The 26,463-nt window shown below is 64.9% G+C and carries 27 protein-coding genes; 14 read left to right on the top strand and 13 right to left on the bottom strand.

Annotated features, from left to right (window positions below; all coding sequences use genetic code 11):
* Positions 1 to 16: 16 nt before the first annotated feature.
* Both ACSC1P_RS10630 and ACSC1P_RS10625 read right to left on the bottom strand, forming a co-directional pair.
* Positions 17 to 1,258: an ABC transporter permease gene (locus ACSC1P_RS10630; RefSeq protein WP_435360126.1), complete on the bottom strand. Its 1,242-nt coding sequence runs from the start codon at positions 1,256 to 1,258 to the stop codon at positions 17 to 19.
* Positions 1,255 to 1,974, bottom strand: coding sequence for an ABC transporter ATP-binding protein (locus ACSC1P_RS10625; protein ID WP_435360125.1), 720 nt, complete (start codon positions 1,972 to 1,974; stop codon positions 1,255 to 1,257). Before ACSC1P_RS10625 ends, ACSC1P_RS10630 begins: the two co-directional genes overlap by 4 nt.
* A 101-nt stretch (positions 1,975 to 2,075) precedes the next feature.
* Between ACSC1P_RS10625 and ACSC1P_RS10620 the strand changes: the two genes are divergently transcribed.
* On the top strand, positions 2,076 to 2,243 hold the full coding sequence (locus ACSC1P_RS10620) for a hypothetical protein (protein ID WP_435360124.1): 168 nt from the start codon (positions 2,076 to 2,078) through the stop codon (positions 2,241 to 2,243).
* A gap of 232 nt (positions 2,244 to 2,475) precedes the next feature.
* The gene (gene rpiA, locus ACSC1P_RS10615; RefSeq protein ID WP_435360123.1) at positions 2,476 to 3,168 is read left to right on the top strand and encodes a ribose-5-phosphate isomerase RpiA; all 693 of its coding nucleotides are present in this window, start codon (positions 2,476 to 2,478) and stop codon (positions 3,166 to 3,168) included.
* 105 nt (positions 3,169 to 3,273) lie between these two features.
* Here the strand turns inward: rpiA and ACSC1P_RS10610 are convergent, their stop codons facing one another.
* Positions 3,274 to 3,441 carry a DUF1931 family protein gene (locus ACSC1P_RS10610; protein WP_435360122.1) on the bottom strand — a complete coding sequence of 56 codons (168 nt, stop codon included), beginning with the start codon at positions 3,439 to 3,441 and terminating at the stop codon, positions 3,274 to 3,276.
* A 519-nt stretch (positions 3,442 to 3,960) separates the two neighbouring features.
* Between ACSC1P_RS10610 and ACSC1P_RS10605 the strand changes: the two genes are divergently transcribed.
* On the top strand, positions 3,961 to 4,113 hold the full coding sequence (locus tag ACSC1P_RS10605; RefSeq protein ID WP_435360121.1) for a DUF7563 family protein: 153 nt from the start codon (positions 3,961 to 3,963) through the stop codon (positions 4,111 to 4,113).
* 78 nt (positions 4,114 to 4,191) lie between these two features.
* On the top strand, positions 4,192 to 4,449 hold the full coding sequence (locus ACSC1P_RS10600; protein ID WP_435360120.1) for a GIY-YIG nuclease family protein: 258 nt from the start codon (positions 4,192 to 4,194) through the stop codon (positions 4,447 to 4,449).
* 19 nt (positions 4,450 to 4,468) lie between these two features.
* Here ACSC1P_RS10600 and ACSC1P_RS10595 read toward each other — a convergent pair whose 3' ends face one another.
* From ACSC1P_RS10595 to ACSC1P_RS10585, 3 genes are all read right to left on the bottom strand, one after another.
* On the bottom strand, positions 4,469 to 5,194 hold the full coding sequence (locus tag ACSC1P_RS10595; protein ID WP_435360119.1) for an ATP-grasp domain-containing protein: 726 nt from the start codon (positions 5,192 to 5,194) through the stop codon (positions 4,469 to 4,471).
* 71 nt (positions 5,195 to 5,265) lie between these two features.
* Positions 5,266 to 5,871 (bottom strand): NADPH-dependent FMN reductase, encoded by a 606-nt coding sequence (locus ACSC1P_RS10590; protein WP_435360118.1) that lies wholly within the window; start codon positions 5,869 to 5,871, stop codon positions 5,266 to 5,268.
* 55 nt (positions 5,872 to 5,926) lie between these two features.
* The gene (locus ACSC1P_RS10585) at positions 5,927 to 6,547 is read right to left on the bottom strand and encodes an OsmC family protein (RefSeq protein ID WP_435360117.1); all 621 of its coding nucleotides are present in this window, start codon (positions 6,545 to 6,547) and stop codon (positions 5,927 to 5,929) included.
* Between the two features lie 554 nt (positions 6,548 to 7,101).
* Between ACSC1P_RS10585 and ACSC1P_RS10580 the strand changes: the two genes are divergently transcribed.
* Complete coding sequence (locus tag ACSC1P_RS10580; protein WP_435360116.1) at positions 7,102 to 8,478, top strand: phosphoglucomutase/phosphomannomutase family protein; 1,377 nt, start codon at positions 7,102 to 7,104, stop codon at positions 8,476 to 8,478.
* Between the two features lie 48 nt (positions 8,479 to 8,526).
* On the opposite strand, the gene ACSC1P_RS10575 is transcribed toward ACSC1P_RS10580, so the two are convergent.
* From ACSC1P_RS10575 to ACSC1P_RS10560, 4 genes are all read right to left on the bottom strand, one after another.
* Positions 8,527 to 8,892, bottom strand: a complete 366-nt coding sequence (locus ACSC1P_RS10575) for a GNAT family N-acetyltransferase (protein ID WP_435360115.1) — start codon at positions 8,890 to 8,892, stop codon at positions 8,527 to 8,529.
* 8 nt (positions 8,893 to 8,900) lie between these two features.
* Positions 8,901 to 9,401 carry a peroxiredoxin family protein gene (locus tag ACSC1P_RS10570; RefSeq protein WP_435360114.1) on the bottom strand — a complete coding sequence of 167 codons (501 nt, stop codon included), beginning with the start codon at positions 9,399 to 9,401 and terminating at the stop codon, positions 8,901 to 8,903.
* Complete coding sequence (gene samp2 / locus ACSC1P_RS10565) at positions 9,394 to 9,591, bottom strand: ubiquitin-like small modifier protein SAMP2 (RefSeq protein ID WP_435360113.1); 198 nt, start codon at positions 9,589 to 9,591, stop codon at positions 9,394 to 9,396. Before samp2 ends, ACSC1P_RS10570 begins: the two co-directional genes overlap by 8 nt.
* An 80-nt stretch (positions 9,592 to 9,671) precedes the next feature.
* A complete protein-coding gene (locus ACSC1P_RS10560) occupies positions 9,672 to 10,793 on the bottom strand; it encodes a bactofilin family protein (RefSeq protein ID WP_435360112.1) in 1,122 nt (373 codons plus the stop codon).
* Between the two features lie 122 nt (positions 10,794 to 10,915).
* Between ACSC1P_RS10560 and ACSC1P_RS10555 the strand changes: the two genes are divergently transcribed.
* Complete coding sequence (locus ACSC1P_RS10555; RefSeq protein WP_435360111.1) at positions 10,916 to 11,896, top strand: replication factor C small subunit; 981 nt, start codon at positions 10,916 to 10,918, stop codon at positions 11,894 to 11,896.
* Positions 11,897 to 12,030: 134 nt separating this feature from the next.
* The gene (locus tag ACSC1P_RS10550) at positions 12,031 to 12,624 is read left to right on the top strand and encodes a response regulator (protein WP_435360110.1); all 594 of its coding nucleotides are present in this window, start codon (positions 12,031 to 12,033) and stop codon (positions 12,622 to 12,624) included.
* Between the two features lie 34 nt (positions 12,625 to 12,658).
* On the opposite strand, the gene ACSC1P_RS10545 is transcribed toward ACSC1P_RS10550, so the two are convergent.
* Together ACSC1P_RS10545 and ACSC1P_RS10540 are read right to left on the bottom strand one after the other, a co-directional pair.
* Positions 12,659 to 14,647, bottom strand: a complete 1,989-nt coding sequence (locus ACSC1P_RS10545; RefSeq protein WP_435360109.1) for an ATP-binding protein — start codon at positions 14,645 to 14,647, stop codon at positions 12,659 to 12,661.
* A 115-nt stretch (positions 14,648 to 14,762) separates the two neighbouring features.
* Positions 14,763 to 15,278 (bottom strand): TspO/MBR family protein, encoded by a 516-nt coding sequence (locus ACSC1P_RS10540; RefSeq protein ID WP_435360108.1) that lies wholly within the window; start codon positions 15,276 to 15,278, stop codon positions 14,763 to 14,765.
* 183 nt (positions 15,279 to 15,461) lie between these two features.
* Here ACSC1P_RS10540 and alaS point away from each other — a divergent pair, with 183 nt between their 5' ends.
* Positions 15,462 to 18,233 (top strand): alanine--tRNA ligase, encoded by a 2,772-nt coding sequence (alaS, locus tag ACSC1P_RS10535; protein WP_435360107.1) that lies wholly within the window; start codon positions 15,462 to 15,464, stop codon positions 18,231 to 18,233.
* Positions 18,234 to 18,368: 135 nt separating this feature from the next.
* Complete coding sequence (locus tag ACSC1P_RS10530; protein ID WP_435360106.1) at positions 18,369 to 19,025, top strand: DUF4013 domain-containing protein; 657 nt, start codon at positions 18,369 to 18,371, stop codon at positions 19,023 to 19,025.
* Between the two features lie 253 nt (positions 19,026 to 19,278).
* Here ACSC1P_RS10530 and ACSC1P_RS10525 read toward each other — a convergent pair whose 3' ends face one another.
* Entirely contained in the window at positions 19,279 to 20,481 is a 1,203-nt protein-coding gene (locus tag ACSC1P_RS10525) for an HD domain-containing protein (protein WP_435360105.1), read from the bottom strand.
* A gap of 192 nt (positions 20,482 to 20,673) precedes the next feature.
* Between ACSC1P_RS10525 and ACSC1P_RS10520 the strand changes: the two genes are divergently transcribed.
* The 5 genes from ACSC1P_RS10520 to ACSC1P_RS10500 all read left to right on the top strand — a co-directional run bounded on the left by ACSC1P_RS10520 (position 20,674) and on the right by ACSC1P_RS10500 (position 26,449).
* The gene (locus tag ACSC1P_RS10520; protein ID WP_435360104.1) at positions 20,674 to 22,389 is read left to right on the top strand and encodes a right-handed parallel beta-helix repeat-containing protein; all 1,716 of its coding nucleotides are present in this window, start codon (positions 20,674 to 20,676) and stop codon (positions 22,387 to 22,389) included.
* Between the two features lie 74 nt (positions 22,390 to 22,463).
* Positions 22,464 to 23,240, top strand: coding sequence for an alpha/beta fold hydrolase (locus ACSC1P_RS10515; RefSeq protein ID WP_435360103.1), 777 nt, complete (start codon positions 22,464 to 22,466; stop codon positions 23,238 to 23,240).
* 311 nt (positions 23,241 to 23,551) lie between these two features.
* Positions 23,552 to 24,274: a type 1 glutamine amidotransferase gene (locus tag ACSC1P_RS10510; protein ID WP_435360102.1), complete on the top strand. Its 723-nt coding sequence runs from the start codon at positions 23,552 to 23,554 to the stop codon at positions 24,272 to 24,274.
* Positions 24,275 to 24,352: 78 nt separating this feature from the next.
* A complete protein-coding gene (locus ACSC1P_RS10505; protein ID WP_435360101.1) occupies positions 24,353 to 25,186 on the top strand; it encodes a DUF8054 domain-containing protein in 834 nt (277 codons plus the stop codon).
* Between the two features lie 99 nt (positions 25,187 to 25,285).
* Entirely contained in the window at positions 25,286 to 26,449 is a 1,164-nt protein-coding gene (locus ACSC1P_RS10500; protein ID WP_435360100.1) for an acyl-CoA dehydrogenase family protein, read from the top strand.
* The last annotated feature ends 14 nt before the right edge of the window (positions 26,450 to 26,463 follow it).

The following is a 26,463-nucleotide window of genomic DNA, read 5'->3' as shown; positions in this document are numbered from 1 at the left end:
AAAGGTGAAACCGCGCCTACTCGTACCGGAGCGCGTCGATGGGGTCGGTCTTCGCCGCCGACCACGCCGGATACAGCCCAGCGAGCACGCCGACGAGGATGCCCACCGCGATGGCGATACCGAACCACTCGACCGGGTAGGTCAGGGGAACGCCGATGTACTGGGCACCCGCGTAGCCGACCGCGACGCCGAGAATCGTCCCGATGACCGACCCGATGATACCGATGATGACCGCTTCGGTGATGAACAGGCCGATGATGTCGCGGCGCTGTGCGCCGACGGCTTTCATGATGCCGATTTCGCGGGTTCGCTCCGTGACCGAGACGAGCATGATGTTGGCGATGCCGATGGAACCGACGACGAGCGAGAGCGCCGCGATGCCGATGACGAAGTTCTCCAGCAGGCTCAGCACTTCCTGCAACTGGCCGAGCAGTTCCGTACTGGTCTGTAGCTGGTAGCCCAAGTCGTCACCCGCGAGCCCTTCCGCGTCGGACTGGTCACTGTCGAGGTAGCCTCTGGCCTGCTCTTTCGCGGTGTCGACGTTGCCGGCACTCGTGGCTTCGATGACGAGCGTCGCGAAGCGCGGCGTCTCCTGTCCCTGTGCGACGAAGCTCGTGTAGTACGGGTCGATGGGGAGGTACACCCGCGGTGACGGGTTGAACCCCTCGAATGGCGACCGTGCCTCGGAGGTCTCGGTGATACCCACGACCGTCGCGTTGATGTTCTGGCCGCCCAGCAGCGTCACCGTAATCTCGTCGCCGACGGTGACGTTCTCCTCGAACGCACCGGCCATCGCCGGATTGAGGACAGCCTCACGACTGCCCATCTCGAAACGTCTCCCCTCGGCGATTTCGTCCTCGTCGAGGTAGGCGGGACCAGTCGCGACGACTGCGTCCTGTCTGGGGATACGCTGGTCACCCGAGTTCACCGTCTGCGCGGGCAATGGCGTGTAGCCGTAGGCTTCCTTGATGGCCGGTTGTTTGGCGAGTTCGTCGGCGTCACGCTGTGTGAACACTGGCTGTGCGCCAGCACCCGGTCCCTGATTTTCGTTCTCCTCGGGTGCAGCCCACGTGTAGATGTTCTGTTGCTCGTCGGGACTAATCTCGCCGACGATGCCCGCCGAGAGCGAGGCCCCCAACGTGACGAACGTGATGACCGCGGCGACGCCGATGACGACGCCGAGCGTGGTCAGCGTCGAGCGAAGTTTGTGGCCGCGGATTGCCCGCCACGCCATCCGGAGGCCGGTACTCGGATTCACGCCTGCGCCCCCGCGCCGGCCAGTTCCTCGATGGACTCGACGTTCCCGTCGACGAGCGTGATGATTCGCTCTGCGTGTTCGGCGATGTCGCGCTCGTGTGTGACCATCAGCACCGTGTTCCCCTCCTGATTCAGTTCCTCGAACAGCGCCATGATCTGCTCGCCCGTCTCCGTGTCGAGGTTCCCGGTCGGCTCGTCGGCGAGGATGATGGCCGGGTCGGCGACGAGTGCCCGCGCGATGGCGACACGCTGGCGCTGCCCGCCGGACAGTTCGTTCGGGACGTGGTCAGTCCGGTCACCTAGGCCGACACGCTCCAGCAACTTCGCGGCACGGTCGAGGCGCTCCGACTTCCCGACACCCTTGAACACGAGCGGCATCGCCACGTTCTCGACCGCGGTGAGTCGCGGCATGAGGTTGAACGTCTGGAAGACGAAGCCGACCTGCTCACCCCGAATACGGGTTCGCTCCTTGTCGGACATCGCCGTGACCTCCTCGCCGTTGACGTGGACCGTCCCCTCCGTCGGCGTGTCGAGACAGCCGATGACGTTCATCAGCGTCGACTTCCCCGACCCACTCGGCCCCATCACGGCGGTGTACGAGCCACGACCGATATCGAGCGATACCCCGTCCAGCGCGTGGACCGGTTCCCCGACCTGGTACGTCTTGCGTACCTCGGAAAGCCGAACGGCCGGCCCGTCGGCTCCAGTAGAACTCATAAATCTGTGGAGAGGCGGAGACGGCAAAAGCGTGTCTCCGTACGAGACCATGTTGCACAGCAGTCGAGTGGCAGCCGTCGATGTGAACCGTTACGACCGGCATGGCGCGCGCTGGGGCTGGCGTCGAGGACGCCGAGACGCCAGCCGTGTCGTCGCGCGAGGTCGTCGTGAGCCTGCGAACGACTGCAAGTGAGAGCTTGCTCTCACCAGAGATGAGTGAGACGAGCGGTGCGAGGCGACGGAGTCGCCTCGTTGCGAACGGGGAGTAAAACGACCCGTGAGCATAGCGAGTTGAGCGAATCGGATGGGGAGGCTGTGGCGAGAGGTACGCGGGAGGCGGTGCGGTCATGTTCCGTCGTGATTCGTGAACTGCTTCTCGCCACCAGCACCACCAGCGACGACGACAGACGAGGACACACCGACGAGCGACCACGAAACCACCACGACCCACACAGCCACTAGTCACGAAACCACTTACCCCATTGCCGAGAACACGCAGCCATGAAGAACACCGGCGGGACGACGGACCAGAAGCGACGTGCGGGCGAACACGCGGCGGACCTCGTCGAAGACGGGATGGTCGTCGGCCTCGGCACCGGCTCGACCGCAGCCCACGCCATCCGAGCCATCGGGAAAGCGGTCGACGCGGGCCTCGACGTACAGGGGATTCCCACCTCGTTCCAGTCGCGCCAACTCGCACTCGACGCCGGGATTCCGCTGACGAGCCTCGACGCGGTTTCGGGCGTCGACATCGCCATCGACGGCGCGGACCAGGTCGACGGGTTCACACTGGTCAAAGGCGGCGGGGCGGCCCACGCCCGGGAGAAGATCGTCGACGCGGCAGCCGACCGGTTCGTCGTCGTCGCCGACCCGTCGAAACTGGTCGACGCGCTCGACTACCCGGTTCCAGTCGAAGTGCTCCCCGACGCGCGACCGACCGTCGCGGACGCCGTGGGCGGCCTCGGCGGCGAGCCGACGCTCCGCGAAGCCGAGCGAAAAGACGGGCCAGTCGTCACGGACAACGGGAACGTCGTGCTCGACTGTGCCTTCGGAACCGTCGAGAGCCCTGGCGAACTGGCGCAGCAGCTCGCTGCACTCCCGGGTGTCGTCGAACACGGGCTGTTCGTCGGCCTCGCGGACGAGGTCCACGTCGGTCGCGAGGACGGCGTCGACGTGACCCGGCGCGACGACTGACGACACGCATACTGACGGCTCTCTCACGAATCGTGTTCACCCAGATGATCGCGAGTGCCGCGGCTCTGGGGTTCGTAGAAACGGTTAGAAAGCGGGGAGACCGCTTTACAGGTCGCGCGGCTGGACCGTCTTCCGGTCGTTAGCCTCGGCGCGGCGGGCGGCGTCGTCGAGAAGCTCCTGCACTTCCTCGTCGAGCGCGTCGTAGAAGTCCGATGCGACGTTCTTGTCCTTGAGCGCTTCCTTCACGGCTGCCTTGACGATGAGGTCTGCCATACAACCGGCTTTTCCCATGCCCCCTTTATAATACTTGCTGTATAGCCCCTGGATAAGGCCTGAGACGGGCGTGTAGCGGAGACCTCGCGTTCTCGGAACGAGTACGTTCCAGCGGTAATTATCGGTGAAAATCGCAATACAGCGTCGGGGTGGGCACGGAAACCGACCGACTGCGCTGCACCCCCCGTCGCCCGTTGTCGATTTCGATGCGACGACGACGATAGGCCGAATCCCACCGGCCGATAGGCCAAAATGGGGGAAATTCGCGCCGGTCCTCCCTCGCGCGCACCCCGCGACGACGGCTGCCGCGGCAGGGCTGCAGCGCGAGCGCACAGGCCGAATGTGTGGTTTCGAAACAAATATTTACGTTTTCGAAAACTGTACCAAAATTTCGTTGTTTGGAGCAAGAATTGAACAAATTAAACTTCTCTATCGGCGAATTTGGGTGATAATCTGGAATACGTATTTAGTGATGTGAATCCAAGCACGTGGTACCGGACACCACGTCCGGCTCCCACCATGCCATCGTGTGACAACTGCGGCGCGCACGTCTCAGAACAGTTCGCCCGAGTGTTCTCCGACGAACACGGGCAAATCCTCGCGTGTGTGAGCTGCTCTGCGAACGCGGGCATCGCGGAAGAAGCCCGTCGCCGACGCTCCCACGCAGCCTGAGCAACCCGTCGCACACAAAGCCACCACACACAACCACCACGCGAAGCCTTTCTATCGCTGTGGCCACAACCCGGCCCCGTGAGTGACCACTACGTCTACGTCCTGGAGTGTGCCGACGGGACGCTGTACACCGGCTACACGACGGACGTCGAGCGGCGCGTCGCCGAACACGGCGCGGGTGAGGGCGCGAAGTACACTCGTGGGCGGACCCCGGTCGAACTTCGGTATCAAGAGCAGTTCGACTCGAAGTCGGCGGCGATGTCGCGCGAGTACGAGATAAAGCAGTTCTCGCGGCGAGCGAAGCTGGCACTGGTGGGAGACACCGACGAGGACTGACGACAGCCGCCGAGCGTCCTCAGGGAAGCAGCGACGCGATGGAGTCCGTGATGGCCGCGTCGAGACCCGTCCCGCGAAAACTGGGTGCGGCGTTCACGTCCACGGCGTAGGGGTCGCCGTCAGCGATGACGACGTCGACGCCGAGTGCGAATGCCCCCGTTTTGTCGAAGAGGTCGCGGAAGTTCGCTGCGAGGGCCGGGTCCGGCTCTCGCCGCCCGAGGACGCGCTTCTCACCGTCGAGTTTCGACGTGACTTCGAGCACGCGGACGTGGACTCGCTCGCCGTCGAACACCCCGTAGTACTTCAGGTCACGCGCGTCGGTGCGCAGCAGCGGCTGGTAGAAGTCGCCCTCGCCGTTCCGAATCGGGACGCCGTCCCAACTTCGCGCTTGCTTGGCGACGTAGTCACCATCCGCTGGCGGGTCGAACGAAACCGGTGGCGTTCGATAGCCTACGGCGTCAAGTGCGTGGAGTCCGACGAGCCGAAACCCGCAGACGCAGTAGACCACGAAGTCGTTCCACGTGGGGACCCCGAGCGCGGCCGCCCGCCGGAGTGTGACGTACGATGCCGGGCGCGTCTTCTTGTTCACCACCGCGTCGAGCCCTCGCACCGTCTCGGTCGACAGTGGCGCGTCCGGGTCGTAGAACGAGACCGACAGCCCTCGCTCGCGGAGCGACGCGGCGACGCCCGCGAACACCGAGTGGTCGGGCGAACAGAGGAACCCGAGGTGGGGCTGGTCTGTCATCAGGTTCGCTATAGGGCGGGATGCAGGATAAGGCTGGGCCGACGTGGCCGAGAACGGACTCGTCCGTGCTGTCAGTCGTCCGTCTTGGGTGGCTGTTCGGCACAGCCAGTACCGAAGCGACGGGCCATCGCGACGACTTCCGTGCCGAGCGTGGCGACTCGCTCGGCGATGTCGTCGTCGGTGAACGCGCGGCCGTCGGGCGCATCCGGGTCGTCCTCGAACTTGTCGTAGGCGCTGCGGATGCCCACCTGTTGCGGGATGACGTGCCCGTGAACGCCACGGACCGTGCTGCGCATGTGTTCGAGTGTCGGGCCGTACGAGCCACCGCCGGCGCTTGCTAGCAGGGCGACGGCGGTGTCCTCGTAGTCGTCGAAGCTACAGAAGTCGTGGAAGTTCTTCAGTGCGCCCGAGTACGAGCCGTGGTACACCGGCGAGCCGAGGATGACCGCGTCGGCCTCGCGGACCTGCCGGACGTAGGATTCGACACTCTGGTCGTCTTCGTCGGGGTCGAACATCGGCAGGGCGGCCTCGCGAAGGCAGAGCATGCTCGTCTCGGCCCCTGCCGTCTCCGCCGCGACCAGTGCGTGCATCAGCGCAGTGTGCGTGTAACTCGTCTCGCGGAGGCTGCCAGAGACCGCGAGTACCGTCGGATCGCCGCCCGTCTCACTACCACTCATCGCGCACTGGTCGGGAGCGCGTGAATAAAAGGGCGTCAGTTCGGCCTATTTCGTGTCAGGTCGCTACGTGGACGGCCGGCTCTGACGGGTGTGCCCGGGTCAGCAGGTTGAACACGGGCGAGCGTTGCGGGAACGTCTTGATACGGTCGATTTCGGCCTCCGTGAGGTCCGTTCCGGTCACCTGCACTTCGATGGAGAGGTCGCCGAGCATCTCGTCGGCCCGGTCCACGTCGTGGATACCGAGCAGCACGCGGGTGTCGACCGGGACGGCGACCGTCGTGGTCACGTCCTCGACGGCGATACCCTCGCGGATGGCGTTGTACTCGATGGTCCCGTTGATGCACGCGGTCAGGCCAGCGAGCGCGGCCTCGACGGCCTCACAGTGGTCCGATACCTCCGTGAACCCCATCGCCTCCTCTAGCTCCGCGGGGAGGCCGAACTCGATTGTGTGCTCGCGGTCGGTCCCTTTCGGTTGGTCGCCCATTACGAACTCGCCGACCGTGGACTCGGTGTGGCCCGCTACGGTCGACGTGGTACCGGTCGCTTTGAACTCGACCGTCGCCTCGGCCGGATGGTCTTCCACCCAGTCGATGAACGCCATGTGGGCCGGCAGGTCGATGCCGTGCTCGACGTGTGTTTTTTCTTCTGTCGGTGTCGCTTTCTTCTCTATCGGCATGGTTCCAACTCCGTGATGAATGTAGGACGGCCGAGAGAGTAAGCCGAGTGCCGGCCCAGTGAGTGGTCTGTCGGTGGACGGAATCCGCTGGCACCGTAGCGAAACTAAAGTTATTTTATCGTGCGAGAGTAACTCACAGCCGTCGGATACCGCGACCGGTAGCCCGGTGAGAGCGGTACGAAACGAAGAAGAACCGATGGTCGTGCCAGCGACCGCCGGTATCACTCAGACTGTTCGTCGTTCGGGGCGAACACGGCGATGGCGATCAGAATCCAACCGGTCTGCATCCCCTGTGCCAGCAGGGTGACGCCGCCCGTCGCCAGTGTCGCGCGGAGGCTATTGCGAATCTTGTGTACACCTCCGCCGGACGTTGTTTATCGACACAGAGCGGTGTGTGTCGCGCCCCAGTCGGGACTCGCGCCGCTAACGGGCGCTATTGGTGATATCGAACGGGTGTGTGAAAGGTTTGGTCCAAGCGGAGTGAAAGTGAAGCGTCCCCAGACAGTTTCACACAGTCGCTGGGCTTTATCGCGGCGGCGGGCGACGAGACGCACATGGACGCGATTTCGTTCGGCACCGACGGCTGGCGTGCGACACTCGACGAGTTCACCGTACCCCGGGTTCGGATGGTCGGACAGGCGGTGGCCACCTACCTCCGCGACGAGGGCCACGCCGGAGGGACCGTCGCCGTCGGATACGACGCCCGTGAGTCGTCGCCGAAGTTCGCCGAGGAACTGGCGCGAGTCCTCTGTGCGAACGGCTTCGACGTGGTGTTGCCCGACCGGGACCGGCCGACGCCGCTCACCGCGTGGCAGATTCGCCACCGCGACCTCGCCGGTGCCCTGATGCTCACCGCGAGTCACAATCCGCCAGAGTACAACGGCGTGAAGTTCATCCCAGACGACGCCGCGCCTGCCCTCCCGGCGGTCACCGAAGCCATCGAGGAACGACTGGCCGAACCCGACCCGCTTCCCGAAGACGAGTACGGCTACGTCCGAGAGGTCGACTTCGTCGAACCCCACTTCGCCCACGCTCGCGACCTCGTCCCGGACGACCTCTCTGGACTCACCGTCGTCTACGACGCGATGCACGGCTCCGGCCGCGACACGACCGACCGACTGCTCGAAGAAGCCGGCGCGACGGTCGAGCGAATCCGCTGCGAGACCGACCCCGAGTTCGGCGGCGGTTCGCCCGAACCGAGCGCCGAGAACCTGCAGGAACTCGTGGAAGCGGTCCGCGAGCGTGACGCCGACCTCGGTATCGCCAACGACGGCGACGCCGACCGAATCGCAGTCGTCACGCCCGAGCGCGGCCTACTGGACGAGAACCTGTTCTTCGCCGCGACGTACGACTACCTGCTCGAATCCGACGAGGGACCGGTCGTCAGGACCGTCTCGACGACGTTCCTGCTCGACCGCATCGCCGAGGCCCACGGACAGGAAGTCGTGGAGGTCCCGGTCGGCTTCAAGTACGTCGCCGAAGCGATGGGCGAGTCCGATGCGCTGATGGCCGGCGAGGAGTCGGGCGGGTTCTCCATCCGTGGCCACATTCGCGAGAAAGACGGCGTCCTGATGGCCCTGCTCGCCGGAGCCGTCGAACACGAACGCGCCTACGACGCCCGGGTCGACGACCTGCTCGCAGAATACGGCGACATCAAACAGGGCAAGGTCAGTGTGGACTGCCCCGATAGCGAAAAGGCCCGTGTCGTCGACGAGTTGAGCGACGAGATTCCCGAGGAAGTCGCCGGCGTCGAGGTGGCCGACGTGGTCACCAAAGACGGCTTCAAGCTCTTGCTGGAGGACGGTTCGTGGGTCCTCGTCCGACCATCCGGCACCGAACCGAAAATGCGCGTCTACGCCGAGGCGCCGAGTTCGGACCGCGTGACCGCGCTGCTGGCAGACGGCCGGGAACTGGTCGCCTCACTGGTCTGACCGCGGCTATCGCTGACTTCTACGGAATCACTACTCGTGCCGCTCTCGTTACGACCACTCGCCCCAGAGCCGTCCGTCTCGCTCGCATATCTCGAAGCCGAGTGACTCGTAGAACGGTCGCACGTCGCGGTCGAACGCCGCCGTGAGTCGGTCGGTGCTGGTACTGGCCGTCTCGACGAGTGCCCGACCGATGCCCTGCCCGCGGCGGTTCGGTCGTACCGCGATGGCGTCGATGTGTTGGCCGTTTTCATCCGGCGTGAGCACGAGTGCACCGAGCAGTCGACCGTCGTCGACGGCTACCAGTACGTCATCGCGGTCGATTTTCGAGGCGACTTCGCCCGTCTGGAGCATCGCCGCGTCCAGAACAGCTTCGACACGTTCTCGTTCGGTCGATTTCGCGGTACGAACTTCCATCGTGTTTTTCAGGTCGGTTGCCCGCGCTGGTCGTCGACAGCAGCGAGCAGGTCGTCTATGTCTGGACGGTCGAACGTCGACCGACTCTTGTACTCCCACGCGACCCTCGGCTCGTCGCCGCGACAGTCGAGCAACACGGCTTCGGGCATCCGGCCGAAAAAGTCGCTGACCTTCCCGAGCAGACCGAATCGCACCGGTTGGTCGTAGGCGTCGCCCGTCGCCGCCTCGGGGTCGGCGAGCAGTGGATACGGCAGGTCGTAGCTGTCCTGCCACTCCTGTACCTTCGAACGAGGTTCCGGCACGATGGAGACGACTTCGGTGTTTCGTCGCTGGAACTCGTCGTAGCGGTCGCTGACCTGCTGGACCTGTTTCCGACAGTTCGTACAGTAGTGGTCGCGCTGGAACAGGAGGAGGACGAAATCGTGGTCGGCCGCGAGGTCGTCGAGCGAACACGGGTCTGGCCCGGGGCCGACGTTCGCGAGCGAGAACCCGACCGCCACGCTACCCACCCTTTATGAGTCGCAAGACGGTGAACTCGGGCGTTTCGACCGGCTGGTCCTCCGGGACGGGGCGGCCGTCCACGAGGACACTCACCTCGTGGGGGCTGAGTCCGACCTCGGCGAGACAGTCGGCGTAGGTCGGGTCCGGAAGGTCGAGGTCGTACGTGTCCTCGCCTTTGACGTCGACGGTGACCTGCATGGATGTGAGTTGCGAGTGGGCAGGCCTAAGCGTGTCGTCCGACCGGAGTAAGAAGCAGCGACCGGTGGTCTGTGGGTCGACTACGCGGTCGACACGTCGTCCGTGTCGTCACCGAGGCCCTCAGACCGCGAGTCCGGAGCCACGGTCCGACGCTGACGACGCGACTGGAAATCGCGGTACAGCACCAGCGCGAGCGCGCCGAGGCCGAGCAGGAAGACGAGTGCTTCGAGCACACCGTCGACGTACGGCACCCAGCCGAACACGACACCGACGAGCAGGCCCACGACGAGCGCCAGCCAGCGGTTGTCGCCGCCGGCCTTCGCGACGAGCCACGAACCGATGGCGAAGCGGCCGTAGATAGCCGCGACCCACGCGACCAGCGCGAACAGCAGCGCGCCCACGATGGTGAACGGGATGCCGATGATGGTCAGCGCGAGGGCGATGAGCAAGACCGGGACGGCCAACAGCGTCAGCAGGCCGACACCGCCGGTCTTGAGGGGCGAGGCTACAACCTGGTCCGAGACGCGCCGGGAGAACCCGGGCAGCACGAGCAGGAGCAGGGCACCGACCACGAGGTTCACCACGAAGGCGTAGACGGTGAACAAGCCGTCGATGAGGCCTTCCGCCCAGCTAGGGGCGAGCGAGAACTCGTAACCGCCGAGTTCCTCGTCGCGGACGACGGTGCCGGCGATGCTGGCACCCTCGGCTCGGTCGAGTTCGCCATCGTAGCGGAAGTCACCGCCGACGACGGCCGTGTCGTCGACACGGATGGTGTCCGCGCCGAGTTCGACGTTACCCGTCACCTCACCGGCAAGGGTCGCGTCAGAAGCGCCCGCGGCGAGGTTGCCACCGACGACTGCCCCGTCGAGCAGTCGCAGCGTGGCCGCACCGACGTTCACGTCGCCGTCGACGCGTCCCGCGATGGTGACGCTGGCTGCGCCGACGTTCACGTCGCCCGTGACGACGCCAGTGTCTTCGATGCGCACGTCGGCGGCCGCACCGCTCAGGTCGCCGTCGACCGTCCCGCGGACGACGACGGTCGCACCGACGACTTCGAGTCCGTCGACCGTCTCGCCTTCGTCGACGACGTAGGTCCCGGCGACGGCCGACTCTCCGGCGACGAGTCCGGGCACCGATGCGAGGACGAGCAGGAACGTGACGAAGAGTACGAGAACTCTCCGTTTGCCTGAGGTGTATCTCATGCATGTATAGACGGTAGATGAGAAGATAAAATATACGTATATAGTCATATCACGTGAATGAGTTACTTGGGCGCACGGGTCGTCTCGGGGGCTTTATGAGCGAACCGGCCTTCCCTTCGGCCATGAGCGAGGCCGAGGAGACGGACGCGCCGGCCACCGGCCGTACCGAAGTCTGGATCGAGAAGTATCGCCCCGATTCCCTCGACGACGTTGTGGGTCACGAGGATATCCTGGGACGGCTACAGAGCTACATCTCGAAGGACGAACTGCCGCACCTCATGTTCGCAGGGCCCGCCGGCGTCGGGAAAACTGCCTCAGCGGTCAGTATTGCGAAAGAAATCTACGGCGACGACTGGCGCGAGAACTTCCTCGAACTGAACGCCTCCGACCAGCGCGGTATCGACGTGGTCCGCGACCGCATCAAGAGTTTCGCGCGGACCTCCTTCGGCGGGTACGACTACCGCATCATCTTCCTCGACGAGGCCGACGCGCTGACCTCGGACGCACAGTCCGCCCTGCGCCGGACGATGGAGCAGTTCTCGAACAACACGCGCTTCATCCTCTCGTGTAACTACTCCAGCCAGATTATCGACCCCATTCAGTCTCGTTGTGCGGTGTTCCGGTTCTCGCCGCTGGCGGACGAAGCGGTCGCGAAGCAGATTCGCTACATTGCTGGCGAAGAGGACATTCCGCTGACCGACGAGGGCGTCGACGCGCTGGTGTACGCCGCCGACGGCGACATGCGCAAGGCCATCAACGCGCTGCAGGCCGCTTCCGTGATGGGCGACGAGGTGACCGAGGAGACGGTGTACGCCATCACTTCGACGGCTCGACCCGAAGAAGTCGAGGCGATGGTCACCGACGCAATCGCGGGCGACTTCATCGCCGCGCGGGCGAAACTCGACGAACTGCTGACCGAGCGTGGCCTCGCGGGCGGCGACATCATCGACCAACTCCACCGCTCTGCGTGGGAGTTCGACCTCTCCGAACAGGCCGCGGTCAGGCTGATGGACCGCGTCGGCGAGGCCGAGTACCGCATCACGACCGGAGCGAGTGAGCGCGTCCAGCTCGAAGCCTTGCTGGCGTCGCTCGCGCTGGAGTAGGGCGTTCTCGCTGTTACCACCGAGTAATAGATAATTCGTCACGTTCGGCGTGAAATATCAAGCCTCAGAGCATGTTGGCGGCCGAGACTTTTATCGTTAGTTCTCACATGCATGAGTACACAAGGGGTGAGACCATGAGCGACGACCCGACAGAGGTCCTCGTCGTCGAGGACAACACGGAGCTTGCAAGCCTCTACGCCTCGTGGCTGGGCGAAGAGTGGCGCGTCCACACAGTCGCGGACGGCGCCTCGGCGATTACCGCCGTGACGGAAGCGACGGACATCGTCGTCCTCGACCGCCGACTGCCCGGGCGCTCCGGCGACGAAGTCCTCGAACAGATTCGCGCCGACGGCTACGCCTGTCAGGTCGTCATCGTCACTGCGGTCGAACCCGACTTCGAAATAATCGAGATGGGCTTCGACGATTACCTCGTCAAGCCCGTCGACCGTGCGACGCTGAATCGCTGTCTCACCCGACTCGAACACCGGATGGCGTACGACCGCGAACTCCGCGAGTACTACGCACAGGTGTCGAAGAAGGCTATTCTCGAAGCGCGCAAGTCACGTGCAGAACTCGCGAGCAGCGACGAGTACACCGACCTCGCCGAGTGCGTAGACGAACAGGCGGCGCGGGCGGACGAACTCCTAGACGACCTCCTCTCGGACGCGACCAACCACTCACAGCTCTTTCATAGGCTACTCGGACGTGACGCCGCGGTCTCCAACTGAGAACTGATTCGACGTGGAGTAGTCCGTATCGTGGTCAGACAGTCGTGTCTGCGTCGACCGACTGCTTGCAGCCGGAGAAGACGAACTTCACACCGCCAGCCTCGCTCTCGTCGACGGCGACCTCCCACTCGTGTGCGTCGGCGATCTCCTGCACGATGGTCAGGCCGAAACCGGTTCCCTGTTCGCTCGTCGTGTAGCCGGACTGGAGAACGGCATCGCGCTCGTCGGCGGGGATGCCACAGCCGTCGTCGGCGACGTAGAAGCCGCCTGGCGTCGCACCGACGGTGACGGCGAGGCAGTCCTCACAGTCCAGCAAGCCGTGTTCGACTGCGTCTCCGGCATCGCCGGAGGCTCGTGGAACGCCATGTTCCACGGCGTCGTCGGACGTAGTCCGATGGTCTGTCGAACCGTGTTCGACTGCATTTCGAAAGAGGTTCTCCAGTAACTCCACGAGACGTTCGCGGTCAGCTACGACGGTCGTTTCCTCGACGACTGAGACGGTCGCCGCTCCGGTCTGGACGCCGGACCACGCGTTCGTAACCACGTCCTGTAAGCTGACAGGCTCTGATTCACCGACGACGTCGCCCTGTTTGGCGAGCGAGAGCAGGTCGTCGATGAGGTTGTTCATGCGCTCGTGCGCGAAGCGAATCTCCTCGAAGAACTCGGGGTCGCCCGTGTCCTCCGCGAGGTCGACGTAGCCGCGGGCGATAGAGAGCGGATTGCGCAGGTCGTGACTGACGATGCTGGCGAAGGCGTCGAGGCGCTCGTTCTGGCGTTCCAGTTCGCGCTGGCGCTGTTTCTCCGTCGTGATGTCCGTGTAGATGGCGTAACCGTGGAGGCTGCGTTCGCCGCGTTCGAACGGGACGACGTGGAGGAGGATGTCGCGGACCCCGTCGCTGGTCTCGCGTTTCGTCGTGACGTGCATGCTCTCGCCTGCCATCAGCTTCTCGTTCAGGTCGTCGGCTTCGGCTTCGTACCCATCGGGAACGATGTACTCGTCGATGTCTTCTCCCTGCAGTTCGTCGGTCGACCAGCCGAAGACACGCTCGAACTGAGAGTTCGCCTCCTGTACCCGAAGCGACCCGTCCTCGTAGGCGTACCTGACGACGGGGTCGGGGACGTTCTCGAACAGCGCAGAGAGGCGGTCACGCTCGCGGCGGAGTTGTGCCTCGGCACGGAGTCGTTCGACGGTCTCGGCGGCGTGCGAGGCGAGTAGTTCGGCGAGTTCGCTGTCCCGGGCGTCGAACGCGCCGAGAGACGCGGAGCCGGCCTGTAACAGACCGAAGTCGCCCACCGGAACCGAGAGGACCGACTGGTACGGGCCGACCGGATTCGCGTCGAGATGGTCGCGTACGTCGTCGACCACGATGGTCTCGCCGGATCTGTACGTCTTTCCCGCGATGCCTTCCTCGACCGAGAGGCGCTGGTAGCCCGCAGAGCGCATCTCTTCCGAGAGCGCCTGTGGCACGAAGTAGCCGTCTTCGACCACGTCGATGCCGACGATGTCGAGGTCGAGGATCTCCTCGGCAGCACGTACTGCGACCTCGTACACCGCTTCCTCGGTGTCGCAGGCGACCATTTCGGCGGCCACGTCGTGGAGTTGCTCTATCTTCGCGTGGCTCTCTTCCAGGCTGGGGTCCGCTTGGGGTGGCTCGGTCGCGTCCGCTGCCGCGCCGAGCCGCCAGCAGAGTTCGTCGACGAGTCGGCCGATTGCGTCGGGACCGTCGTCGCGGACGTAGCCGGCCGCGCGACAGGAGACGCTGTCTGGCGTCGTATCCGTGAACACTACGGCTGTGACGTCACGCACGACGGAACTGTCGGCAGAATCGTGAGCGGCGGCGACGTGGGCCATCGCGGCGTCGTCGGCGAGGACGAGACAGTCCGCCGCCTCGCACTCGGTGGCGAGTGACGGTGGAGCCACCTCGTCGACGGTCCAGGTATCGGTGTCGGCGAGCGCCGTCGCTACCGCCGTTCGACGGGCGGTGCGTTCGGCGGTCACGACGACGTGAGGGGAGTCCGTCATGGGGTTGGTCACACCCACCGTGGTACCTAACCTGTGGGTAGTTACCAGACGAATAAACGATACTGCGTGATAATCTTGCCGCCCGATTGATTGGTTCCCGAGTCGGTCCCCGTCGTCAGTTCAGCCACCAGATGGCCCCGTTGAGGACCGCTGCGAACGTCACCCAGCACAGATACGGGACGAGTAACAGCGCCGCGGTGCGGTCGACTCGGTCGAACGCCCAGATGGTCACGACGACGAGCGGCCAGAGCGTGAGGATGACCGCGAGTCCGAGTCCGGGGTTCTCCAACCCGAAGAACGCGGGCGTCCACGCGACGTTGAACATCATCTGGAGTGCGAACGCGGCGACCGCGACGCGGACCGTTCGCTGGTCCCACCCCGCTTCCCAGACCATGTACAGTGCGATACCCATCAGGGTGAACAGGAGCGTCCAGACGACGCCGAACAGCCACCCTGGCGGGTAGAACCACGGTTTCTCCAGACTCGCGAACCAGTCGCTCCCGGGACCGCCGATGACCGCGGCAGCACCGCCGACGAGGTTGACGAGCAGGACGAATCCGACGAGGCGGAGCAGGTCGCGCCAGTCGCTCCGGCCGATGCCGTCGAGCAGGCCACTCCGTTCGGTGGACATGGTGCACTAGACGTGGTCAGTGGGCAATAGGATTCGTTCGAACGTGTTGGGTGTTCGAGTGCGAGCAGTCGGTTCCAGACGCGGAATCGACGGACGGCGTGGAGAGCAGAAAACCGCGAGCCAGCGCGGCCGTGGACCGTTGCGGAACTGTTTTACCGACTGAAAGGCCACTGTGCGGTACGAATGAGCCTAGAGGAGGAGTACCGTCTCGAGTATTTCGAGGCGGAGGACTTCGTGCGACGGGAGTGCACCGACTGCGGTGCGAACTTCTGGACGCGCGACCACGACCGGGAGACGTGTGGGGAGCCGCCCTGCGAGGACTACAGTTTCATCGACAACCCCGGGTTCGCGGAGGCGTACACGCTGGAAGAGATGCGCGAGGCCTTCCTCTCCTTCTTCGAGGGACACGGCCACGAGCGCATCGACCCCTATCCAGTCGCCGCGAACCGGTGGCGTGACGACGTGTTGCTCACGCAGGCGTCTATCTACGACTTCCAGCCGCTCGTCACGTCGGGCGAGACGCCACCGCCGGCGAACCCGCTGACCATCAGTCAGCCTTGCATCCGAATGCAGGACATCGACAACGTCGGGAAGACGGGCCGCCACACGATGGCGTTCGAGATGATGGCCCACCACGCGTTCAACACGCGTGAGGACGCCGAGCAGGAGTACGCGTACGAGGGCGAAGTGTACTGGAAGGACGAGACGGTCCAGTACTGCGACGAGTTCTTCGAGTCGCTCGGCGCGAATCTCGACGAAATCGTCTACATCGAGGACCCGTGGGTCGGCGGCGGCAACGCCGGACCGGCTATCGAGGTCATCTACAAGGGTGCCGAACTCGCCACGCTCGTCTTCATGTGCATGGAACAGGACCCCGAGGGCGAGTACGAGATGAAAGACGGGAATCGCTACTCGTTCATGGACACGTACATCGTCGACACCGGCTACGGGCTGGAGCGATGGACGTGGATGTCGCAGGGGACCCCGACCGTCTACGAGGCGGTCTACCCCGACATGATTCAGTTCCTCAAGGAGAACGCCGAAATCGAACTCACCGACGACGAGGAGGAACTCGTCCACCGGGCCGCCAAACTGGCGGGCCACATGGACATCGACGAGGCCGAAGACATGGAGACGGCTCGGTCCACCATCGCCGCGAAACTCGACGTGGAGACGGCCGAACTGGTCGACCTGATGGAGCCGCTAGAGGACATCTACGCCATCACCGACCACTGTCGGACCCTCGCATACATGTTCGGCGACGGTATCGTCCCGTCGAACGTCTCGACGGGCTACCTCGCCCGGATGGTCCTTCGGCGTACGAAGCGACTCTGTGACAACGTCGGCGTCGACGCGCCGCTCGACGAACTCGTCGACATGCAGGCCAAGCGCCTCGGTTACAAGAACCGCGACACCATCCGCGAAATCGTCCGCAACGAGGTCGAGAAGTACCACGAGACCCTCGAACGCGGCGGCCGGAAGGTGCGCCAACTCGCCGAGGAGTACGCTCGCAAGTCCGAGCCGATTCCGACCACGGAACTCATCGAACTGTACGACAGTCACGGCATCCAGCCGGACATGGTCGAGGAAATCGCCAACGAGGAAGGGGCACGCGTGAACGTCCCCGACGACTTCTACTCACTCGTCGCCCAGCGCCACGACGGCGGTCAGGCGTTCGACGAGGAGGGCGGTGACGCGGACGACCGCCTCGCGGACCTGCCCGAGACGGACCGCCTCTACTACGACGACCAGCAGCGGACCGAGTTCGAAGCCGTCGTCCTCGACGTGTTCGAGCGCGAGGAGGGCTACGACGTGGTCCTCGACCAGACGATGTTCTACCCCGAGGGCGGTGGCCAGCCCTCCGACACCGGCTCGCTCAGTACCGACGACCTCTCTGTGGAAGTCGAACACGTCCAGATTCAGGATGGCGTCATCCTCCACCGGACGAACCGCGACCCCGGCAAGGGCGAGTTCGTCCGCGGCCAACTCGACACCCAGCGCCGTCGCCAGTTGATGCGCAACCACACCGCGACACACGTCGTCATCCACGCGGCGCGGCAGGTGCTCGGCGAGCACATCCGACAGGCCGGTGCCCAGAAGGGTGTCGACTCTTCGCGCATCGACATGCACCACTTCGAGCGCATCTCCCGCGAGGAGATAAAGGAGATAGAGCACTTCGCGAACGAACTCGTGATGGAGAACACACTCGTGAAACAGGAGTGGCCCCACCGCCACGAGGCCGAGGAGGAACACGGCTTCGACCTGTACCAGGGTGGGATTCCGCCGGGCACGAACATCCGGCTCATCCACGTCGCCGAGGACGTACAGGCCTGCGGTGGCACGCACGTCGCCCGCACCGGCGACATCGGCACTATCAAGATTCAAAACACCGAGCGCGTGCAAGACGGTGTCGAGCGTATCACCTTCGCCGCCGGGACGGCCGCCATCGAGGCCACCCAGCAGACCGAGGACGCCCTGAACGAGGCGGCCGACGTGCTGGACGTGACACCGCAGGAAGTGCCGAACACGGCCGAGCGCTTCTTCGAGGAGTGGAAGGCCCGAGGCAAGACCATCGAAGACCTCAAAGAGCAACTCGCCGAGGCCCGCGCATCCGGCGGGGCCGACACCGAAGAGGTCGAAATCGGTGACACGCCCGCGGTCGTCCAGCGCATCGACGCCGATTCGGACGAACTTCGCGCGATGGCCAACGCGCTCGTCGAAGAGGGCAAAATCGCGGTCATCGGCTCCGGCCTGGAAGGTGCGCAGTTCGTCGTCGCCGTGCCCGAGGGCTCTGACGTGAACGCCGGCGAAGTCGTCGGCCAACTCGCCCAGAAGGTCGGCGGTGGCGGCGGCGGCCCGGCCGACTTCGCACAGGGTGGCGGTCCAGACGCCGACAAGTTGGACGAGGCGCTGGCGTCCGCGCCCGACGTACTGCGGACCGTGCTGAACGCCTGAGCAGGGACAGCGAGGCGGTTCCCTTTCTACCTTGGATTCGGTTTTTTGACCTGTTAGCGAGTCAACCCGACCGATGTCAGGAGACAGGACAGCGACAGGTCGAGCCAATCGTCTAGTCCACGCAGGGGGGTCGCCGTGAGCACCGAGAGTCAGGGACCGTTCAGCTTCGCGTTCTCGTTCCCGCGAGCGCGTGGCTGGATGCCGATTCTGAAAGGTGGCGTCTGCCTGTTCTTCTCGTTCCTCATCCTGCCGGGGCTCGTCTCCAGTGGGTACCAGTATCGCCTCTGGCGGGCGGCGGCGCTGGGCGACGAACAGCCCGAGTTCGAAGAGTACGGTGACCTGCTCGGGAAAGGACTCGTGCTAATCGTGGCCGGGCTCCCCCTCGGGGTTCTCTTCCTCCTCGGGTACGTACTCCTCTTCACCGAGAACTACGTCGCTGCGATCGCCGTCAACACCGTCGTCTTCGCCCTCGCGCCAGCCATCACGACCGTGTTCGCGGCAACCGGAAGCATCAGCGAGACGTACACGTCCCGTCGTGTCCCCGACTTCGTGCTGACCGGGCACTACGCGAAGTACCTCGTCCTCTCGCTCGGACTCGCCGTCGCTATGTACATCGTCATGCTACTCTCGGTCTTCGTCTTCCTCGTCGGCGTCTTCTTCGGGACGACGTACGCGACATTCGCGCAGGCCTCGTACTGGGGCCGCGTCTACAATCAGGCGATGGAGAAAGGCGTCGTCGAACCCGTCGAGCGACCGGTACACGAGCGATACGAACAGACCGCAGGCTACTGAGTTTCTGCTGTTTTTGAAACGAAACGCCGGGTGCCCCCGCGTGGGCCGAAGGCCCGTCCGCGGGGCGCGTACCCGACGAAATGATAGTGGCGTATCCCAGTTCCCGCTCGGTCCCGGCCGAGCAGGACATCGGTCAGGAGGCAACGACTGATCCGATCTCGGGGTTCTAACCCCATGCATCATTCATAACCCCACCACTGTAAACGTATTGGCTAACTAATCAGTGCCGACAGGAATCGAGTGCGGGCGTCGATTACGCTGGCCAGTCGCGCGACCCGGACGGTCGCGTGCCCGATTCGGGCAGGTCGAGCACGTCGAGTGCGGCGTCCCTCACCGCCGGGACGGCATTTTCCGGACAGTAGACGCCGAGTCGCCACTGGACAGACTGGGCCGCCTGCAAGCCCTGTACCAGTGGCGACTCCTCGTGGAGTCGACGGACTTCGCCGTTGACGACGACGCGAGTCGAGGACTCCGGCATCGACGGGCGACCGGGGACGTCGAGCAGCACGGCCGGGGGCGAGACACCGGCTTCCGCAGCGATGTCGGCTTCGAGCGCCCGCCGAGTGTCGTGGTCGGCGTCGATGACGCGCTCTGGCACGTCGTCGAGTTCGGCCCAGACGGCGCGCTTGTACAGGTCGCGGGTGGCCAGGCGAGCCGCCACGTCCGTCGTCTCGTCGTGTCGGCGGAGTTCGGCGAGGAGGTCGCCGTCGGACATACGGGCGAAAGTTTCGGTGGTGACGGGCGTCTCGTCGAGCAGGCGTTCGCACACCTTCTCCAGCATCGCGCCGGTGATGCGCGAGACGTGGTGGCGGTAGACGGTCGCGTTCATCAGTGCGCGAGCGACCAGCATCGACTCGGCCGTGGCGAGGTTGCCCTCCGAGAGCGCGAGGTCGCCGTCAATGAACGTCAGGGCGCGGAGCAGACGGCCCTGGTCGATGGTGCCGTACGGGACGCCGGAGTGGTGGGCGTCGCGGACGAGGTAGTCCATCCGGTCCACGTCGAGTTCGCCGGAGACGAGCTGGCCGAACTTCCCCTGGCCGTCGATGAGGTCTGCGACGGCGTCGGTGTCGAGCCCGTACGATTCGAGCACGTCGCCGACCTCGTCGCGTGCGAGCAGGTCGTGGACCTCGTCGTGGTGACGGCCGAGGCGGCGCTCGATGATGCCCTCGCTCTGGTGGCCGTAGGGGCCGTGGCCCACGTCGTGGAGGACCGCGGCGGCCTGCACCGCTTCGGCGCGCGAGCCGTCGATGCCGAGGTGGCGACACGCCTGTCGCGCGAGGTGGTAGACGCCGAGGGAGTGTTCGAAGCGCGTGTGGTTCGCAGAAGGGTAGACGAGTCGGACCGTGGAGAGCTGCTTGACGTGGCGCAAGCGCTGCATCGCCGGGGTATCGAGCAGGTCGGCGACGAGCTGAGAGACCTCGATGTAGTCGTGGACACTGTCCTTGATGGCGTGCATACCTCGAAATCATTCGGTGCCGGAAGAAAAGGCGTCCGAATGGGCCGGGAGGAGCCACCTCGGGTCAGGTGAGACGACTGCCGAGTTGGCTCAGAAATAACTAACAGACAACATTTCTGAGGAAGCATTACGTTGCTGGTTCGTGGACAAACTACCCGAAGTATTACACATATTCTCTCCGACCGTCGATGTATGACGCAGCTTCCACGTCGGACCTTCTGCTCACTGTTTGCGGCGTCCACACTGGCCGGTTCTCTGTGGCCGAGTGCGGCGGTCCACGTCGAATCGGCCGGCAACGACATCGTGGTCCGGACGCGGAACGAACTCGAAACCGCGTTCCGCAACCTCGCACCCGGTGACGTCATCTCCATCTCGGCGGCGAACGCCCCGTACCGTACCCGGGAGTGGCTGGACATCGACGTCGACGATGTGCACGTGTACGGCCCCAATATTCCGACACTGATCCAGCCCGCGGACGGTGCCGATGTCGGCGGGATTCGGGTCGGCGAGCACGACAGAGTCCAGAACGTCACCATCCACGGCGTCGGCTACCACGGCAACCGGGCGGGCCAGTCGAACGGTGCGACGCGGCTGCACGGTATCTCGGTCGTGAATGCCGAGAACGTCCACATAGACGGTTGCCAGATTCGGAACACGCACCCACGAAGCCACGGCGACGGTGGGAGTGGCGTCAGTGTCACGAGGCGCAGTTCGAACGTCCGTATCTCACACAACCAGATTTACGACTTCGGCGACCGCGGTGTGCAGGTCGCAGGGGACCGGCAACTCGTCTTCGGAAACGTCGTCTCGGACGGCCTCGACCGCCCTATCTCCGCAGACCTCTGGGACGACGACCGGCGCGGCTACACCGCCATAGCCGTCTCGGTCTTCGGGAACCTGCTCGGCGATAGTTACGAGGGCAGCCTCGTCGGTGCAGCACAGCAAACCGGTGCCGGGACCAACGAGAGCTACCTCAGCGTGGTCGGCAACGTGGGGTACGGCGCACACAAGTCGTTCTGCCACGTCCGCGGCCCGAACCGGTTCAGGAACGTCAGTATCCAGAACAACGTCAGCTATCAGGACGCGTCTGGCCTCGAAACGCCTCGGCGAGCGTTCGCCGGCATCGCCGTCGACTCGGACGGCGGCCGCCATCTCTCGATTCGGAACAACGAACTGTACGACTACAGCGGCCGCGGCGTCGTCGTCGCCGGGGACGTGCGCGACCTCTCGATACAGCAGAACACCATCTCGGGTGTCGCACGGGAGGGCATCCGTCTCGTGTCCACGAGTCGGGGGCTCGTCGCTGGGAACCGAATACACGAGCCAGGGCTGGCCGGGATTCGGCTGAAAGGGACCCGCGAGAGCACTGTCCGCGACAACTACGTGCAAGGCGCAGGCGCACTCGGCATCAGAATCGACGGCGAGCGAGGAACCACGGGCAACGAGGTGAGCGACAACTACGTCGTCGGCAACGGTCGGACGACGGACCCGACGCCGCCCGCCATCCGCATCGAAGACGGCGGCGTTCGCGTTCACGGAAACGCGATTCGGCAGAACGGCGCACCTGCGGTCGTCGAAGTCGCGAGCGCGGACGTGGGGGCGAACCTCGTCAAGGACAACTGGGCCGACGGCGAGAATTCGTGGCGAATCTCCAGCCCCGACACGCGGACAGGCGGGAACACGCCAGCGATAGACGTCCACCGCGGGCAGACGGCCGGCGACGACGGCCAGATTTCGGTACGGTTCGAGCGTCCGTACGCCGACCCGCCACGGCTGAATTTCGCCCGCGGCAGGAGCGCAGTCGTCGGCGAGTCCTACCAGCGTGACGGCGACGGGAACGTCGTCGGCGTCCGTCTCACTCCGGCGAACGAGGACGCCGTCGTCGACGTGTTCGTCGACGAGGGCTGACCCAGCGACGACTACGACGACGACTGGAACCCAGGTTCCGTGGCTATTTCCGCGGCGACGGCGTCGCTTCCACCATGCCTACCGTGGACCGAGACGGGACCGAACTGTACTACGAGACCGACGGCGACGGGGAGACGGTCGCGTTCATTCCCGATATCGGCTGTGGCGCGTGGCTGTGGGGCTGGCAACACGCCGCCGTCGGCGGCCCGTTCGAGTCGCTGGTGTGGAACACGCGCGGGACCGGCCAGTCGGACCCACCGCGCGGTCCGATGTCGATGGCACAGTTCGCGAACGACCTCGAAGCCGTGCTGGCCGACCACGGGTCGCGCAACGTCCACCTCATCGGCTGTGGCCTCGGTGCGATGGTCGCACTGGCGTACGCTCGTCGGCACAACCGGGCGCGCAGTCTCACGCTCGTTTCGGGTGCGGCGACCGGCAACGAATACGACCCGGAACCGTTCTTCGCCGACCCGAGCGACGAGGATGCGTGTCGCGAGACCCTCGATTCGGTGCTCTCGGCCGAGTTCTGTCGCGAGCAACCGGACGTAGTGGACGGCATCGCCCAGTGGCGGACTACCGAGGACGCCGACCGCGAGACGTGGGACCAGCAGGCCGCCGCGCTCTCCGACTTCGACGCGACGCCGCTGTACGAGGTGACGCTGCCGACGTTGGTCGTTTCGGGCGGTGCGGACGAGCTACTGGACGAAACTGCGGCGGCGGAACTGGCGAACGGACTCCCGCGTGGTCGGCACGAGGAGTTTCCGGGCGCTGGTCACTTCGTCAACGTCGAACGGTCGCGACCGCTCAACGACTTGCTGCTCGAGTTCGTAGGACAGGAAACAGGGACCTGATTGCGACGTTGGCACGGTCGCAATTGGTGGAAAGGACGGGTGGGGTGGGGTGGGGTGGGGTGGGGTGGGGTGGGGTGGGGTGGGGTGTTAGTTATTAGTCGGTGCAGGTCCGTCGAGGGGATGACGGCAACTATAGCTATGGCGTGATGTCTCAAGGCGACCGCTCCTACACACCTTGGGAATCCGGCCAGAGGCGGTAGTACTGGCCGATTTCGGCCGTAACCGGGGGTTTTCGGGTGCCGGTCGCCGCGACGGCGGCAACGCTCGCCGGAGCGTAACGCACTTCCCGGAAAGTGACCCTTCTATACACGATGAGTCGAGTTCGTATCGCACTGTTGAACGCGGCCCACGGCGACGAGAACACCCGACGGAACTTCCGACGGGAACTCGACGCCGACCTGGTCGAGTTCGACGCGACAGACGGCCACCTGCCCGACCACTATGACTGGGACGGCGTCGTCGTCACGGGGTCACGCTCGTCCGTCTACTGGGACGAAGCATGGATTACACCCACGAAGGAGTGGGTGCGAGAAGCCGCAGACCGCGGTCTCCCCTGTCTGGGCGTCTGTTGGGGCCACCAACTGTTGGCCGAAGCCCTCGGTGGCCGCGTGGCCGACATGGGCGAGTACGAAATCGGCTACCGCGAGGTCGAGCGCGTGGGTGACAACCCACTGTTCGACGGCCTCGAATCACGCTTCACCGTGTTCACCACGCACTCCGACGCCGTGGTTGAACTGCCACCCGGGGCCGAAGAGACTGCCCGCAACGACTACGGGAACCACGGCTTCCGGCGCGGGCACGTCTTCGGCGTACAGTTCCACCCGGAGTACGACACGGTGACCGCAGAAGACGTCACGCGCCGCAAGGACGACCTCGACGACGCCCGAAAACAGGAAGTCATCGACGGCATCACCGAAGAGAACTACGGGAAGGCCTGCGAGGCCAAGCCCCTGTTCGACAACTTCGTCACCTACGTCCGGCAGGTCCGCGAGGGTGCCGACACGACTGCCAGTTCGACAGCAACGTCCGACTGAACAGTCAAAATCGTCGAAAATAGTCGTTGGCAATCGCTGACAGAAAGACCTTTTTTCGTCCGTCTCGCTCTGTCGTGTATGGCAGACTCACACACGTCCGGATTCGCCGGACTCCGTCGACCCGAGTACACCGGTGAGAACCGGTGCTGGCCGTGTACGACCGTCAACTCGCTCATCGCACTGGTGCTGAGTGCGGTCGTCGCGGTCGGGTTGACGACCGTGGCGAGCACGCAGGTCGCCATCGCCGGTGCCCTCGTCGTGCTCGCGCTGAGTGCGGCGGCAATCTGGCTCCGCGGCTATCTCGTCCCGGGAACACCCGAACTGACGAAGCGATACATGCCGGACTGGCTGCTGGCGTGGTTCGGCAAAGAGCCGGAACATCCGATGCCGAAAGCGGGCGATGTGCGCGACGTAGACCCCGAAACCTTCCTCTCCGACGCGGGTGCGGTCGAACCCTGTGCGGACATCGACGACCTCTGTCTGAGCGAGTCGTTCGCCGAGGCGTGGGACGAACACCTCGTCGAGACCGACGAAGAGGTCGACCCGGAAGAAGTCCGGACTGTCTTCGGCCTCGACCCCGGCGAGTACGACGTGCAGTACCACGAGCAGGCGGTCCTGCTGGAGCGCAACGGCCAGCGCGTCGGCGAGTGGCCCTCGCGGACCGCCCTGCGCGTCGACGTGGCCGGGGCGCACGTCCTCGCCCGAGTCGCCACGGACGACTGGGCCGAACTCGACCCCATCGCCCGCGGTGCGGTCCTCAACGGCCTGCGCGTGTTCCTCGACGAGTGCCCCGGTGGTGGCCGCGTCGAGATACAAGAAGAGACCGTCGAGTCCTGCTGTAACTCCTACGATGTGGTCGCGCTCATCTGCGCCGAAAGTGGCGAGCGCGTGCTGGAACAGCGCGTGAACTGAGGAGACGGACTGCACCACTGGGTTCGACGTTCGAGAGGGCCGCGGCAACACTTGCGACGATACAGGAGTACTTTTCTGCGAGGCCGACCGAGCCGTAGTATGCTCGATTACGTCGGTCTCGAAGCGGAACTCGGCGAGGAAGAGCGAATGATTCGCGACTCCGCTCGCGACTTCGTCGACGACCGCGTCCGCCCGGACATCGGACAGCACTACGAGGAGGGCACGTTCCCGACCGAACTCATCACCGAGATGGGCGAGATGGGTTTCTACGCGCCGAACCTCGACGGCTACGACCTGCCGAACGTCTCCGAGACGGCCTACGGCCTGCTGATGCAGGAACTCGAAGCCTGTGACTCCGGCCTGCGCTCGATGGCCAGCGTCCAGGGCGCACTCGTCATGTACCCCATCCACGCCTTCGGCAGCGACGCGCAGAAAGACGAGTGGCTGCCGGACATGGGCCGCGGTGAGAAAATCGGTTGCTTCGGCCTGACCGAACCCCAGCACGGCTCGGACCCGTCCAGCATGGAGACACGCGCCGAAGACGCCGACGGCGGCTACGTCCTCAACGGCTCGAAGACGTGGATTACGAACGCACCCATCGCCGACGTGGCCATCGTCTGGGCGCGCGACAAGACCAGCGACGACAACCCGGTTCGCGGGTTCCTCGTCGAGACCGACCGCGACGGCTTCTCGGTCAACAAGATCACCGAGAAGCTCTCGCTTCGCGCCTCCATCACGGGCGAGTTCGGCCTGAATGACGTGTTCGTCCCCGAGGAGAACGTCCTCCCGAACGTCTCCGGCATGAAGGGGCCGCTCTCCTGTCTCACCCAGGCCCGCTACGGTATTGCGTGGGGTGCGGTCGGGGCCGCGATGGACTGTTTCCGCACTGCACGCGATTACGCCGTCGACCGCGAGCAGTTCGGCGGCCCCATCGCCCGGTTCCAGCTCCAGCAGGAGAAACTGGCCGAGATGGCGACGCAGATTACGACCGCACAACTGCTCGCCCACCGTCTCGCCGACCTGAAAGAGCGCGGTGAACTCCGCCCGCAGCACGTCTCGATGGCCAAGCGCAACAACGTCCGCATGGCCCGCGACCAGGCCCGAATCGCCCGCGAGATGCTCGGCGGCAACGGCATCACGTCGGACTACTCGCCGATGCGCCACATGGCGAACATGGAGACGGTGTACACGTACGAGGGCACCCACGACATCCACACGCTGATTCTGGGGCAAGACCTCACGGGTATCGCCGCGTTCGAATAGGTCCGAAAAATGGT

This window comes from Haloarchaeobius caseinilyticus, from assembly GCF_051207395.1.
Classification (GTDB): Archaea; Halobacteriota; Halobacteria; order Halobacteriales; family Natrialbaceae; genus Haloarchaeobius.
This window is presented reverse-complemented; position numbering and strand designations above follow the sequence as displayed.

Bases quoted from the DNA above. Each gene is read 5' to 3' on its own strand.
- ACSC1P_RS10625 (WP_435360125.1), bottom strand. From the start codon at position 1,974: ATGAGTTCTACTGGAGCCGACGGGCCGGCCGTTCGGCTTTCCGAGGTA.
- ACSC1P_RS10620 (WP_435360124.1), top strand. From the start codon at position 2,076: ATGGCGCGCGCTGGGGCTGGCGTCGAGGACGCCGAGACGCCAGCCGTG.
- rpiA (WP_435360123.1), top strand. From the start codon at position 2,476: ATGAAGAACACCGGCGGGACGACGGACCAGAAGCGACGTGCGGGCGAA.
- ACSC1P_RS10610 (WP_435360122.1), bottom strand. From the start codon at position 3,441: ATGGCAGACCTCATCGTCAAGGCAGCCGTGAAGGAAGCGCTCAAGGAC.
- ACSC1P_RS10605 (WP_435360121.1), top strand. From the start codon at position 3,961: ATGCCATCGTGTGACAACTGCGGCGCGCACGTCTCAGAACAGTTCGCC.
- ACSC1P_RS10595 (WP_435360119.1), bottom strand. From the start codon at position 5,194: ATGACAGACCAGCCCCACCTCGGGTTCCTCTGTTCGCCCGACCACTCG.
- ACSC1P_RS10590 (WP_435360118.1), bottom strand. From the start codon at position 5,871: ATGAGTGGTAGTGAGACGGGCGGCGATCCGACGGTACTCGCGGTCTCT.
- ACSC1P_RS10585 (WP_435360117.1), bottom strand. From the start codon at position 6,547: ATGCCGATAGAGAAGAAAGCGACACCGACAGAAGAAAAAACACACGTC.
- ACSC1P_RS10580 (WP_435360116.1), top strand. From the start codon at position 7,102: ATGGACGCGATTTCGTTCGGCACCGACGGCTGGCGTGCGACACTCGAC.
- ACSC1P_RS10575 (WP_435360115.1), bottom strand. From the start codon at position 8,892: ATGGAAGTTCGTACCGCGAAATCGACCGAACGAGAACGTGTCGAAGCT.
- samp2 (WP_435360113.1), bottom strand. From the start codon at position 9,591: ATGCAGGTCACCGTCGACGTCAAAGGCGAGGACACGTACGACCTCGAC.
- ACSC1P_RS10560 (WP_435360112.1), bottom strand. From the start codon at position 10,793: ATGAGATACACCTCAGGCAAACGGAGAGTTCTCGTACTCTTCGTCACG.
- ACSC1P_RS10555 (WP_435360111.1), top strand. From the start codon at position 10,916: ATGAGCGAGGCCGAGGAGACGGACGCGCCGGCCACCGGCCGTACCGAA.
- ACSC1P_RS10550 (WP_435360110.1), top strand. From the start codon at position 12,031: ATGAGCGACGACCCGACAGAGGTCCTCGTCGTCGAGGACAACACGGAG.
- ACSC1P_RS10545 (WP_435360109.1), bottom strand. From the start codon at position 14,647: ATGACGGACTCCCCTCACGTCGTCGTGACCGCCGAACGCACCGCCCGT.
- ACSC1P_RS10540 (WP_435360108.1), bottom strand. From the start codon at position 15,278: ATGTCCACCGAACGGAGTGGCCTGCTCGACGGCATCGGCCGGAGCGAC.
- alaS (WP_435360107.1), top strand. From the start codon at position 15,462: ATGAGCCTAGAGGAGGAGTACCGTCTCGAGTATTTCGAGGCGGAGGAC.
- ACSC1P_RS10525 (WP_435360105.1), bottom strand. From the start codon at position 20,481: ATGCACGCCATCAAGGACAGTGTCCACGACTACATCGAGGTCTCTCAG.
- ACSC1P_RS10520 (WP_435360104.1), top strand. From the start codon at position 20,674: ATGACGCAGCTTCCACGTCGGACCTTCTGCTCACTGTTTGCGGCGTCC.
- ACSC1P_RS10515 (WP_435360103.1), top strand. From the start codon at position 22,464: ATGCCTACCGTGGACCGAGACGGGACCGAACTGTACTACGAGACCGAC.
- ACSC1P_RS10510 (WP_435360102.1), top strand. From the start codon at position 23,552: ATGAGTCGAGTTCGTATCGCACTGTTGAACGCGGCCCACGGCGACGAG.
- ACSC1P_RS10505 (WP_435360101.1), top strand. From the start codon at position 24,353: ATGGCAGACTCACACACGTCCGGATTCGCCGGACTCCGTCGACCCGAG.
- ACSC1P_RS10500 (WP_435360100.1), top strand. From the start codon at position 25,286: ATGCTCGATTACGTCGGTCTCGAAGCGGAACTCGGCGAGGAAGAGCGA.